This window comes from Thiobacillus sp. SCN 63-57 (genome assembly GCF_001725555.1).
Classification (GTDB): Bacteria; Pseudomonadota; Gammaproteobacteria; order Burkholderiales; family Thiobacillaceae; genus Thiobacillus.
Map to the genome: position 1 here is coordinate 56099 of NZ_MEGP01000005.1, position 13008 is coordinate 69106.

General features: G+C 64.3%; 10 protein-coding genes. All 10 read left to right on the forward strand.

The features are described 5' to 3' along the window. Window position 1: 1 nt before the first annotated feature. Genes ABT23_RS03045 through ABT23_RS03090 form a run of 10 tightly spaced genes read left to right on the forward strand, consistent with a single transcriptional unit; the run spans window position 2 to window position 13007 of the window. Entirely contained in the window at window positions 2–1066 is a 1065-nt protein-coding gene (locus ABT23_RS03045) for a FemAB family XrtA/PEP-CTERM system-associated protein (RefSeq protein WP_296630961.1), read from the forward strand. Beyond that, window positions 1063–2292, forward strand: coding sequence for a TIGR03087 family PEP-CTERM/XrtA system glycosyltransferase (locus tag ABT23_RS03050; RefSeq protein ID WP_296630962.1), 1230 nt, complete (start codon window positions 1063–1065; stop codon window positions 2290–2292). The genes ABT23_RS03045 and ABT23_RS03050 overlap by 4 nt, the downstream gene beginning before the upstream one ends. Beyond that, window positions 2289–3845 carry an exosortase A gene (xrtA, locus tag ABT23_RS03055; protein ID WP_296630965.1) on the forward strand — a complete coding sequence of 519 codons (1557 nt, stop codon included), beginning with the start codon at window positions 2289–2291 and terminating at the stop codon, window positions 3843–3845. The genes ABT23_RS03050 and xrtA overlap by 4 nt, the downstream gene beginning before the upstream one ends. Further along, the gene (locus ABT23_RS03060; protein ID WP_296630968.1) at window positions 3842–4999 is read left to right on the forward strand and encodes a TIGR03088 family PEP-CTERM/XrtA system glycosyltransferase; all 1158 of its coding nucleotides are present in this window, start codon (window positions 3842–3844) and stop codon (window positions 4997–4999) included. The genes xrtA and ABT23_RS03060 overlap by 4 nt, the downstream gene beginning before the upstream one ends. A 23-nt stretch (window positions 5000–5022) precedes the next feature. Next, window positions 5023–6957 (forward strand): XrtA/PEP-CTERM system amidotransferase, encoded by a 1935-nt coding sequence (locus ABT23_RS03065; RefSeq protein WP_296630970.1) that lies wholly within the window; start codon window positions 5023–5025, stop codon window positions 6955–6957. After that, complete coding sequence (locus tag ABT23_RS03070) at window positions 6954–8180, forward strand: TIGR04063 family PEP-CTERM/XrtA system glycosyltransferase (protein WP_296630973.1); 1227 nt, start codon at window positions 6954–6956, stop codon at window positions 8178–8180. Before ABT23_RS03065 ends, ABT23_RS03070 begins: the two co-directional genes overlap by 4 nt. Next, window positions 8173–9435 carry a glycosyltransferase gene (locus ABT23_RS03075; RefSeq protein ID WP_296630978.1) on the forward strand — a complete coding sequence of 421 codons (1263 nt, stop codon included), beginning with the start codon at window positions 8173–8175 and terminating at the stop codon, window positions 9433–9435. The genes ABT23_RS03070 and ABT23_RS03075 overlap by 8 nt, the downstream gene beginning before the upstream one ends. After that, window positions 9432–10277 (forward strand): sulfotransferase, encoded by an 846-nt coding sequence (locus ABT23_RS03080; protein WP_296630981.1) that lies wholly within the window; start codon window positions 9432–9434, stop codon window positions 10275–10277. Before ABT23_RS03075 ends, ABT23_RS03080 begins: the two co-directional genes overlap by 4 nt. Further along, complete coding sequence (locus ABT23_RS03085; protein ID WP_296630984.1) at window positions 10274–11650, forward strand: phenylacetate--CoA ligase family protein; 1377 nt, start codon at window positions 10274–10276, stop codon at window positions 11648–11650. The genes ABT23_RS03080 and ABT23_RS03085 overlap by 4 nt, the downstream gene beginning before the upstream one ends. Window positions 11651–11684: 34 nt before the next feature. Continuing rightward, a complete protein-coding gene (locus ABT23_RS03090; protein WP_296630987.1) occupies window positions 11685–13007 on the forward strand; it encodes a putative O-glycosylation ligase, exosortase A system-associated in 1323 nt (440 codons plus the stop codon). The last annotated feature ends 1 nt before the right edge of the window (window position 13008 follow it).

A 13008-nucleotide genomic window follows, 5' to 3' on the forward strand; every position in this document is an offset into this window, starting at 1 on the left:
CATGCAATCCGAGCCCCTTCTGGTTGAAACGATGGCGACCGATGTCACGGTGCGCGCGCTGGAGGCACGCGATCTCGCGCAGTGGGATGCCTACGTGAATGCGCATCCGGATGCGACGTTCTTTCATCGTGCCGGCTGGAAACGCGTGATCGAAGCCGCTTTTGGGCACCGCACGCATTTCATGCTCGCCGAACGCGGCGGCGAGATCGTGGGCGTCCTGCCGTTGGCCGAAATCCGTAGCCGCCTGTTCGGCCACAGCCTGGGCTCGCTGCCGTTCTGCGCCTATGGCGGCATCCTCGCCGACCATGACGCCGCCTGGCGCGCGCTCGACGAGGCGGCACAGGCCCTGGCCATGCGCCTCAAGGTCGGCGCGCTCGAATACCGCAACCAGGTGGCCCAGCATGCCCATTGGCCGACCAAGGATCTGTACGTCACTTTCAAGAAAGCCATCGAACCCGACGTCGAGGCCAATATGAATGCCATCCCGCGCAAGCAGCGCGCGATGGTGCGTAAAGGCATCAAGGCCGGTCTGGTGGGCGAAATCGACAGCGACACCACACGATTCTTCCAGGCGTATTCGGCGAGCGTGCACCGCCTGGGCACACCGGTGTTTTCGCGCAAATTCTTCCGCTTGTTGAAGGAGGAGTTCGGCGACGATTGCGAGGTGCTCACTATCACGCTGGAAGGGCAGGTCATCGCCAGCGTGATGTCGTTCTATTTCCGCGACGAGGTGTTGCCGTATTACGGCGGAGGCGTGGACGCCGCGCGCGCGGTGGCCGGCAACGATTTCATGTACTGGGAATTGATGCGCCGTGCCTGCGAACGCGGCCTCAAGGTGTTCGACTTCGGCCGCAGCAAGCGCGGCACCGGTTCGTTCGACTTCAAAAAGAACTGGGGTTTCGAGCCGACGCCGCTGTATTACGAATATTTCCTGGTAACCGACAGCGACGTTCCCGAGATCAATCCGCTCAATCCCAAATACCGCCTCTTCATCCAGGCCTGGAAGAAAATGCCGCTGGCGCTCGCCAATGTCATCGGGCCGCACATCGTCAAGAATCTGGGGTGAGCGTGAAAGAAGGGCTGCTGTTTCTTGCACATCGCATCCCGTTCCCGCCCAACAAAGGCGACAAGATCCGCTCGTTCCATCTGTTGCGGCATCTGGGCGCGCGTTACGCTGTCCACCTCGGCGCCTTCGTCGACGACCCCGACGACTGGCAGTATGCCGATGCATTGAAGCCCTATTGCGCCTCGGTCAAGCTGTTACCGTTGAAACCACGCCGCGCCAAGTTGGCGAGCCTGACCGGACTGTTGACCGGCCAGGCGCTGACGTTGCCTTACTATCGCAGCCGCGAACTCGGGCACTGGGCCGCCGATCTGGCGGACTCCGGAAAGGTGACGCGTGGACTCGCGTTTTCCTCGGCGATGGCGCAGTTCATGCCGACGAAGCTGTCCCGCCGCGTGCTCGACATGGTCGACGTCGACTCCGACAAGTGGAGTCAATACGCCCCGACGCAGCGCTGGCCCATGTCCTGGCTCTACGCGCGCGAAGGCCGCAGGCTGGCGGCATGGGAGGCGCAGGTGGCGCAGGATTTCGATGCCACGCTGCTGGTGTCGTGCGACGAGGCGGCACTGCTCCAGCGCCGGGTTCCGCAAGCGCGCCACAAGATCGGTGCGTTCGAGAACGGTGTCGATGCCGATTACTTCTCGCCGGCGCGTGACTATCCGAATCCCTATCCGTCCGACGTATTGGGTGTCGTCTTTACCGGTGCGATGGATTACTGGCCGAACGTCGACGCCGTGAGCTGGTTTGCAGAACGGGTGTTTCCCGCCATTCGCGAGACGGTCCCGGCCGCTCAGTTCACCATCGTCGGCAGCCGGCCGACGGAAGCCGTTCTGGCGCTGGCGCGTCAACCAGGCGTCGTCGTCACCGGCAGCGTACCCGATGTGCGGCCCTATCTGGCGCACGCGGCGTGCGCCGTGGCGCCCTTGCGGATTGCGCGCGGTATCCAGAACAAGGTGCTGGAGGCGATGGCGATGGCACGTCCGGTGGTGGTCACCGCGCAGGCGGCGGAAGGCATCCGTGCCGAGGCGGGACGCGACTTCCTGCTGGCACAGGACGAAGCCGGCCTGGCGGGTGCCGTCATTGCGCAATTGCAGGCGCGAACCACCAGCGCCCCGGCGCGCGCCTGCATCCTGTCCCATTACGACTGGACGCGCAATCTGTCGATGATCGATGCCCTGTTCGATGCGGTGCCCGCCGCATCCTCTGCCCTGGAGACGTGCCCCGCATGAGTGCCCTGCCTGAGACCCTTCCCGTGACCACGCCGCGAGGCTGGTGGCTGCCCGCTGGTGTGACGATAGGCGTCCTGCTGCTCCTGACCGCCATCTTCTGGCCGACGTTCCTCTCGATGGAGGAAGTGTGGGCGCGCTCGGAGACCTTTGCCCACGGCTATCTGATCGTTCCCATCAGCATCTGGCTCATCTGGCGCAAGCGCGACGAACTGGCGCGAATCCGGCCACGCGCCGACCTGCGCGGCCTGTATCTGCTGGCGGCCGCCGGCGTCGGCTGGCTGCTGGCCGACGCCGGCAGCGTCAATGTCGTCGCGCAACTCGCATTCATCGCCATGTTGATCGCCGCGGTATGGACCCTGCTCGGCGCTGCATTCGTGCGGGCGGCATTTTTCCCGCTGATGTTCCTTTTCTTCGCGGTCCCGATGGGCGAGTTCCTGATCCAGCCCTTGATGGGCGTGACCGCCGATTTCACCGTCTCGATGCTGCAGGCCACCGGCATACCGGTGTACCGTGAGGGCACGTTTTTCAGTATCCCCAGCGGCGACTGGTCGGTGGTGGAAGGTTGCTCCGGTTTGCGTTACCTGATCGCCTCGGTGACGCTCGGTGTGCTGTACGCCTACCTTACCTACCGCTCGTGGAAGCGACGCCTGCTGTTCTCCATAGCGGCGATGATCGTTCCGGTCTTCGCCAACAGCGGGCGGGCCTTCATGATCGTGATGATCGCCCACCTGTCCGACATGAAGCTGGCGCTCGGCGTCGACCACTACATCTACGGTTGGGTGTTCTTCGGCATCGTCATGATGCTGCTGTTCTGGATCGGCAGTTTCTGGCGCGAAGACGACCAGGTGGAGACTGTTTCGCCGCAGCCTGTCGTGCTGGCGGAGACAAGAGGAGCAGGCATGGCGTCGCGGTCGATCCTGCCGGCGGCCCTCCTCGCGTTGGGGGTGGCCGGCCTGTGGCCGATGTATGCACATTGGATCGAGTCACGTCCGTTGCCCGACATGCCGGCATTGCAGGTCGAAGCGGCCGGCGGCTGGCAACCCGGGGAGGCCTTCACGACCTGGGTGCCGCACTGGATCGGGGCCGACCGCCAGCTGCGCCGGTCCTATACGCAGGCGGGACATGACGTGATGCTGGAACTGAATTACTACGTAACCCAGCGGCAGGGCGCCGAGCTCATCAACTCGCAGAATTACATGATCAAGCAGAAGGACCCGGCCTGGTCGAACGTCGGCGAAACGATCGTCACCGTACGGATCGACGGAATCGCGCGGCAGGTGCGACAGGCCAAGATGCGCGGGAGCAACGGCCAGCGCCTGCTGGTGTGGCAATGGAACCTGATCGATCAGCGTTCCGTCGTCAACGACTATCTCGCCAAGCTGATCCTTGCGTTCGACCGGGTCAGGCTGGTACGCGACGACGGCTTGTCGGTCCTGATCGCCACGCCGTACCAGAATGCCGATTTCAAGGCGGCGACCGCCACCCTGGCACGCTTTGCGGCGGACATGGAGCCTGCCATCGCCCGCGGGCTCGACCAGGTCGACGGGCAGTGACCGCACACATCGTGCATATCGTCCACCGTTTCGATACCGGCGGCATGGAGAACGGCATGGTCAACCTGTTCAATACCCTGTCGCCGCAACGCTACCGGCATACCGTGGTTGCGCTCACCGACTACAGCGATTTTCGCCAACGCATCACGGCGCAGCCGGTCGAGTTCCATGCGCTGCACCGTGCGCCGGGGCATGGCCTCGGCTGGACCGTGCGGCTCTGGCGACTGCTGCGCCAGCTCAAACCGGATCTGGTGCACACCCGCAATCTGGCCGCGCTGGAAGCGCAATTCGTCGCCGCTGCCGCCGGCGTGCACGCCACCGTCCATGGCGAGCATGGGCGCGACGTGTTCGACCTGCATGGCCGCAACTGGAAATACAATCTGCTGCGCCGTGCCGCCAGGGCGTTCGTGTCGAATTACATTGCGGTCAGCCGTGATCTTGAAAGCTGGCTACGCCAGACTGTCGGGGTGTCGCCGAGCAAGCTGCACCAGATCTACAATGGCGTCGACAGCGTGAAATTCCACCCGCGTGCCGGTGCGCGGCCGGCGGTGCTGCCGCCCGGATTCGCCGACGCCGACAGCACGGTCTTCGGGTCGGTCGGTCGAATGGTCGAGGTCAAGGACTATCCCATGCTCACGCGCGCCTTTATCCAGGCGCTCCGACAGTCTCCCGAACTGGCCGTGGAGGCGCGGCTGGTCATCGTCGGCGACGGGTCTGCACGTGCGGCCTGCATGGAGCTGCTGGCCGAGGCAGGGATGGCGCATCTGGCCTGGCTGCCGGGCGAGCGCCATGACATCGCGACACTGATGCAGGCATTCGACGTGTTCGTGTTGCCGTCGAAAAACGAGGGCATCTCCAATACCATCCTCGAGGCGCTGGCGAGCGGACTGCCGGTGGTCGCCACCGCAGTGGGCGGTAACGTCGAACTGGTGGAAGACGGCGTCACCGGACGGTTGGTGCCGGCCGGTGACACGGAGAATATGGCACAGGCCTTGCTGGGTTATCTCGGCGGTCCGGAGGCGCCGGCGCGCATCGCGCGGCAGGGCGGCAACGCCCGGCGGCAGGCCGAGCAGCGCTACAGCATTCCGGCGATGGCCGAGGCGTATGCCGCGGTATACGACCGGACGCTGAGCGGCCGTCGAACTACCCGATAAATCGACAGGGACAGATAACTAGCATGTGCGGCATTACCGGCATTTTCGATACCAGCGGCGTGAACGAGATTTCACGCGAGCTGCTGCATCGCATGAACGAAACCCAGTTCCATCGCGGCCCCGACGAGGGCGGCCTGCATCTGGAGCCTGGCGTGGGACTGGGGCATCGGCGTTTGTCCATCATCGACCTGTCCTCCGGCCAGCAGCCGCTGTTCAACGAGGACGGCTCGGTCGTCGTCGTATTCAACGGCGAAATCTACAACTTCCAGGAACTGGTGCCCGAACTGGAGGCGCTCGGCCACACCTTCCGTACCCATTCTGATACCGAGGTCATCGTCCACGCCTGGGAGGCCTGGGGCGAAGCCTGCGTCGCACGCTTTCGCGGCATGTTTGCGTTTGCGCTGTGGGACCGCAAGCAGGAAACGCTGTTCGTCGTGCGCGACCGCTTCGGCGTCAAGCCGCTGTATTACGCCTTCCTCGAAACCGGCGAATTCATTTTCGGCTCGGAATTGAAGTCGCTGATGGTGCATCCCAGCCTGGCGCGGGACATCGATCCGCTGGCGGTCGAGGAATACTTCGCCTACGGCTACGTGCCGGAGCCGCGCACCATTTTCAAGCGGGCGTACAAGTTGCCGCCCGGTTTCACGCTCACCCTCAAACGCGGCCAGGCGCGTGCGCTGCCGAAGCAGTATTGGGACATGCCGTTCACGCCGGTGGCGGTGAAGGACGAAGCGGACGCGATGGATGAGTTGGTGGCGCGCATGAAGGAATCGATCCGCCTGCGCATGATTGCCGACGTGCCGCTGGGCGCCTTCCTGTCGGGCGGCGTCGATTCCAGCGCGGTGGTGGCGATGATGGCGACCCAGTCCGCCACGCCGGTGAACACCTGCTCGATCGGCTTCGACGACCCCGCGTTCAACGAAATCGAATTCGCCCAGCAGGTTGCCGATCGTTACCGCACGCATCACCACGTCGAAACCGTCGCCTCCAACGATTTCAGCCTGGTCGACAAGCTTGCCCAGGTGTATGACGAACCGTATGCCGACTCGTCCGCGCTGCCGACCTACCGGGTGTGCGAACTCGCGCGCAAGCATGTGAAGGTTGCCCTGTCGGGCGACGGTGGCGACGAACACTTCGCGGGCTACCGGCGCTATCGCTGGTTCCGCTACGAGGAACGCATGCGCGCGGCGATGCCGCTGATGCTGCGCCGCCCGCTGTTCGGTGCGCTGGGCCGCCTGTATCCCAAGGCCGACTGGGCGCCCAAGGTCTTCCGCGCCAAGACGACCTTCGAGGCGTTGGCGCGCGACACCGTCGAAGGCTATTTTCACGGCGTCTCGCTCCTGTCGGATACGCAACGAAAACAGCTGTTCTCGCCGCCCTTCAAGCGCGAGCTGCAAGGCTACCAGGCGGTGGACGTGCTGCGCCGCCATGCGGCGGTCGCGCCCACCGACGATCCACTGTCGCTGGTACAGTATCTCGACATGAAGACCTATCTGGTCGGCGACATCCTCACCAAGGTCGACCGTGCCAGCATGGCGCATGCACTCGAGGTACGCGAACCGCTGCTCGACCACGAACTGATGGGCTGGGTGTCGGGCCTGCCGGTCGATCTGAAACTGCGCGGTACCGAAGGCAAATACCTGCTCAAGAAATCGATGGAGCCCTATCTCCCGCACGATGTGCTGTATCGCAAGAAGATGGGCTTCTCGGTGCCGCTGGCGGCCTGGTTCCGCGGCCCGCTGGCCATCACCATCCGTAGCGTGGTGCTCGGCGAACGGCTGGCATCCACTGGTCTGTTCAACCAGGACTATCTGCGCGAAGTGGTCGAGGCGCACCAGTCCGGCCGGCGCGACTATTCGGTGATTCTGTGGACGGTGCTGATGTTCGATGCCTTCCTGGGGCAGGTGCTGGGCATGGATGGCCAGAGCGTATTCGAGAGCGAGCGGCAAGCGGCATGAAGATCCTCCACGTGTTCGACCATACCCTGCCGCTGCATTCCGGCTATACCTTCCGCAGCGCGGCAATTCTGCGCAACCAGCGAAAAATGGGCTGGGAGACCTATCACCTGTCCGGCCCCAAGCAGATCGATTGCACGGTGATGGAAGAGGATGCCGATGGCCTGCATTTCTATCGCACGCCGAAGCCGACGGGGCTGCTGGCACACCTGCCGGGGGGCGACCCGTTCGCCGTGATGGGCGCCATCGAAAAGCGCTTGCTGGCGCTGGCAAAGGAATTGCAACCCGACGTGATCCATGCGCATTCGCCGGTGCTGGATGCGGTGCCGGCGATCCGCGTCGGCCGCAAGCTGGGTATTCCGGTCGTCTATGAAATCCGTGCCTTCTGGGAAGACGCCGCAGTCGATCACGGCAGCACGAAAGAGGGCAGCCTGCGTTACCGGCTCACCCGGGCGCTGGAAACCTGGGCCGTCAAGCATGCCGACGCGGTGACGGTCATCTGTGAAGGCCTGCGCAGCGATCTTGCCGCGCGCGGCGTTCCGCCCGGCAAGATCACGGTGATTCCCAATGCGGTCGACATCGACAAGTTTGCCGTCGGCGGCAAACCGGATGCCGAACTGAAGATGAAACTGGGGCTCGGCACCAGCCGCGTGCTCGGCTTCATCGGCTCGTTCTATGCCTACGAAGGCCTGGATCTGCTGATCGCCGCCTTGCCGACGATACTCAAGCAGATGCCTGACGTCAAAGTGCTGCTGGTCGGCGGCGGGCCGCAGGATGCGGCGCTGAAGCAGCAGGTGATGGCGCTCGATCTGAAAGACCGCGTGATTTTCACCGGTCGTGTGCCGCACGGCGAGGTGAATCGTTACTACGATCTGATCGACGTGCTGGTGTATGCGCGTCACCCGATGCGCCTGACCGAACTGGTCACGCCGCTGAAGCCGCTGGAAGCGATGGCGCAGGGGCGGTTGATGGTGGCCTCCGACGTCGGCGGCCACAAGGAACTGATCCAGGACGGCAAGACCGGCGTGCTGTTCCGGGCTGGCCATGCCGGCGATCTTGCCAGCAAGGTGGTGGCACTGCTGAAGTACGAGCAGGGTTGGGACGGCATGAAGCGCAATGGCCGCCAATTCGTGGAATCCGAACGCAACTGGCCCGCCAGCGTGGCGCGCTATCGCAGCGTATACGGCAATCTCGTCAAACCGGGGATGGAGGCGGCGCTTGGCTGACGGATGTACCGCCGATACCGGCCGCCTCGATCTGGTCGTGTTCAGTTCGCTGTTCCCCAGTGCGGCTCGCCCTGCTGCGGGGCTGTTCATCCGTGAACGCATGTTCCGGGTGGCGCAGCATCGACCGCTTGCCGTCGTCTCGCCGCAGGCGTGGTTTCCCGGGCAGTCGCTGATCCGCCGGCTGCGTCCTGGCTACCGCCCGCAGGCGCCGGCGGTGGAAATCCAGCAGGGCATCCGCGTCTATCATCCGCGCTTCCTGTCGTTGCCCGGCCTGTTGCGTCGACTCGACGGCGCATCGATGGCGCTGTGCAGCTTTTTTCTGATGCGGCGTCTGCGGCGCGAAGGCGCACGGCTCATCGATGCGCATTTCGGCTATCCGGACGGCGATGCCGCGACTCGGCTGGGGCGCTGGCTCGGTTTGCCGGTGACCCTGACCTTGCGCGGCACCGAAGTGCCGCATAGCCGCAATCCGGTCTTGCGCCGCCAGCTGGTGCGCGCGCTTGGGGCGGCGGCGCGGGTGTTCACGGTATCCGGCTCGCTGCGCCAACTGGCGCTGGATCTTGGCGTCGACGCAAGCAAAACCGAAGTGGTCGGCAACGGTGTGGATACCCATGTTTTTCATCCTGTCGATCGCGCTGCCGCGCGCGCGCGCTTCGATCTGCCGGACCGGGCGCAGGTGCTGATTTCGGTCGGCGGCCTGGTCGAGCGCAAGGGCATGCACCGCGTCATCGATTGCCTGCCGCCGCTCATGGCGCGCCATCCGGATCTGCATTACCTCATTGTCGGCGGCGGTGGCGGCGAAGGCGATCTGCGCGCCGAGCTCGAAGCACAGGTCGCCCGGCTGGGATTGAGCGGGCGCGTGCATTTCCTCGGCACGCTGCCGCCCGACGCGCTCAAATGGCCGCTGTCGGCTGCCGATGTGTTCGTGCTGGCCACCCGCAACGAAGGCTGGGCGAACGTGTTTCTCGAGGCCATGGCCTGTGGCCTGCCTGTCGTGACCACGGATGTGGGCGGCAACGCGGAAGTGGTCTGCCGCGACGCGCTCGGCAGCATCGTGCCGTTCGGCGATGCCGCGGCGCTGCAGCAGGCCTTGGACGCCGCGCTCGACAAGAACTGGAATCGCGCCGCGATCATCGACTATGCGCAGGCCAACCAGTGGGACAAGCGTGTGGCGCAGCTGTTGCGTGCATTCGATGCCCTGCTGGCTGCGCCAGCCTCTTCCGTCCGGTCTGCGCCGGCGGCTGCCGGACAATGAGCGTCGCCAAGCCTGCGACCGGCCATGACGCCCGCAGCATGTCGACGCGAATTCGACATGCGCTCTGGCGCCACGCCAAGGTATGGCGCCAGCGCCTGCGTCCGCGCCCGGTGGCCCAGCATGTTTTCGTGGCGGGCATGCAGCGCTCCGGGACCAATCTCCTGATGGACGTGCTGGATGCCAGCGCGGCCACCCAGGTGTTTCACGAGACCGATCCGCGCGCGTTCGAGCGTTACGAGATGCGCAATCCTGCCGTGATCCGCCAGTTGGCGTTGGCAAGCCCGGCGCCGGTGTTCGTGATCAAGGCCTTGTGCGAACTCGACCAGCTTCCGCATTTGATGGCGACGTTCCGTCCCGCCAAGACCCTGTGGGTGGTGCGCGACTGGCGCGACAGCGTCAATTCGGCGATCCGTTCCTTCGGAAACTTCGTGCCGCAGTGGCAGCGACTGGCACACGGCGATACGAGCGACTGGCGCGGACGCGGCATGTCGCCGGCAACCCGTGAGCTGCTGATGGCCTTGTACCGCCCTGACGCCAGCGAGGCGGAAGGCGCCGCGATCATGTGGTTCTATCGCAATGCGCTGTTCTTCGAGCATCAGTTGGCGGCGGACCCCCGTGTGCGTGTGGTGTTCTACGAAGCACTGGTGCAGAACCCGATGCGCGAGGTCGCGGCGGTGTACGATTTCCTCGAATTGCCAGGATTCAACGCAGCCATCGCAGGGCGCATCCATGCGCGCTCGGTCAGGCATCGCAGTCCGCCGGACATTTCGCCGGCCGTCACGGTCTTGTGCGACGAACTGTTGGCGCGTTTCAAGGCATTGCCTTTGCGGAGTCGGACATGAGCGTGCCGGCCTGGTTCGCCCGCAATGTGTTTCGCTTGCAGGAAGCGGCGATGCATCGGCCCACGTTTCCCATGCTGGAGGAACTCGAGCGCACCCAGTGGCTGTCGCGCGACGACATGCTGGACTATCAGACCGGGCATCTCAATGTGCTGTTGCAAACCGCGCTGGCGCACAGCCCTTGGCATGCCGCCCGGCTGCATGCCGCCGGACTGGTCGAGACCGTTCGGGCGGGGGCGGTATTGCCGAGCGATTTGTCGCGCTTGCCGACGATGGACAAGCGCGATGCGCGCGAGAACGTCGAACAGCTGGTGTGGCGTGACGTGCCGGGCGGCATATTCCCCTATACGACCGGCGGCTCCAGCGGCGAGCCGCTGATTTTCCATTTCGGCCGTGCACGCCAGGCCGCGGATGCGGCCGGGCGATTGCGCGCGCGACGCTGGTGGGGCGTGGAGCCCGGCGAGCGCGAGGTCTATCTGTGGGGCGCGCCGGTTGAGTTGAGCAAGACCGATCGCATCAAGACCTTGCGCGACCGGCTGGTCAACCAGCTGCTGCTGAATGCGTTCGACATGTCGCCTGCGTGCATGGACGGGTACCTGGAAGCCATGCAAGCCTGGAACCCCAAAGCGATCTATGGCTATGCCAGCAGCCTGGCGTTGCTCGCGGCGCATGCCGAGGCGCGTGCCGCGCGGCTCCGGCTGCCCGCCCTGCGCGTGGTCAGCACCACGGGCGAGCCCTTGTTTCCGCATCAACGCGAACTGATCGAACGGGTGTTCGGGGTGCCGGTCTCGGTCGAATACGGCGCGCGCGATGCCGGCCTGATGGCCTTGCAGTCGCCGGATGGGGTGTTGCTGCAGATGTGCGAAACGCATCTGATCGAGGTGCTCGACGCGGCGGGCAATCCAGTGGAGGAAGGCGAGGCCGTGATCACCAGCCTGGTGTCGGCCGCCCAACCGTTCATCCGCTACCGTACCGGCGACATCGTGCGCCATTCCGGCCGGAACGACCCGGGCGGGCGCGGCCTCACGGTACTGGATACCGTGGTGGGGCGACAGACCGATTTCATCGTTGCCGCCGACGGCCGCATCATGCATGCCCTGGCGGTGATCTATGTGCTGCGCGCGGTGCCGGGCGTGGGGCAGTTCAAGCTGATCCAGCATGCGATCGACCGGCTCGAGGTGCAGGTCGTCCCAGACGCGCGCTGGAACGACGACGCGCGCGCAGCCGTGATCCGGGGGCTGCAGGCGCGTCTGGGCACTGGGCTGGCCGTCGATATCCGCTTGCTGGACGCGATCGCGCCGGAAGCCTCCGGCAAGCATCGCTATGTGGTGAGTCACGTTCCCGTGCACGGCGCGCTGGCACAGGCCGGCCGATGAGTACCCTGATCATGATGCAGAAAGCCGAACCCGCATGAGAGACCTGTTCATCACCGGCCTGATTTTCGGCCTGCTGCCTTTCGTCTTCAAACGCCCCTGGCTGGGCATCCTGCTGTGGTCGTGGCTTGGCTACATGAACCCGCACCGGCTGGCGTGGGGCTTTGCCTACAACATGCCGTTCTCGATGATCGTCGGTAGCGTCACCATCCTCGCCTTCATGGCATCGAAGGAAAAGAAGGAGATGCTGTGGACGCGCGAAGTCATCGTCCTGCTGATCCTTACCAGCTGGATGCTGTTTACCACCTTCTTTGCGTTCTACCCTGACCTGGCATGGTTCCAGTGGAACAAGGTCTGGAAGATCATGCTGATGGTCCTGCTCACGGTGCTGATCATCAACGAGCGCTACAAATTGCACTGGCTGGTCTGGGTGATTGCATTGTCGTTCGGGTTCTACGGCGTCAAGGGCGGGATATTCACCATCATCAACGGCGGGGTATACCGCGTGCAGGGGCCGACCGGCACCTTTATCGGCGGCAACAACGAAATGGCGCTCGCCCTGGTGATGACGATTCCGCTCATCCGCTACCTTCACCTGCAGGAAACCCGCAAGTGGGTCAAGATCGGACTGGCCAGCGCCATGGTGCTGACCGGCGTCGCGGCCATCGGCAGCCAGTCGCGCGGCGGCATGCTGGCAATGGTGGCGATGGGGCTGTTCCTGTGGATGAAAAGCCGCAACAAGATCGTCACCGGCTTTTACATGCTGATCGCCGTGGCCATCATGGCCTCGATCATGCCGCAGGCTTGGTATGACCGCATGAACACGATCAAGTCCTATCAGCAGGACCAGTCGGCGCAGGGCCGGATCAATGCCTGGCACACTGCGTTCAACGTGGCGAAGGACCGCATTACCGGGGGCGGGTTCGATATGTTCAGGCCGCCCACATTCCGTCAATATGCCCCGGACCCCTGGAATGTTCACGATGTGCACAGCATCTATTTCGAGATGATGGGCGAACAGGGGTTCATCGGATTCGCCTTGTTCATGCTGCTGGGATCGCTGGCCTGGATCCGTGCCCGGCAGATCATCAAGCGATGCAAGCATGACCCTGAGCGAAAATGGGCCGCCGATCTGGCGGCCATGATCCAGGTGAGCCTCATTGGTTATGCGGTGGCCGGCGCATTCCTGGGCATGAGTCATTTCGACCTGCCCTACCATTTGATGATCATCCTGGTGCTGGCCGCCAAGTTTTCCGGCGTACTGGCAAAGGTGGTCCCTGTCGAAGGCCGCGTTCAGGGTAGTGAACTGCCTCATCCGTCGAGCCGGTTCAGCCCGGAAAGTACCGGGCCCAGGGGCTGAC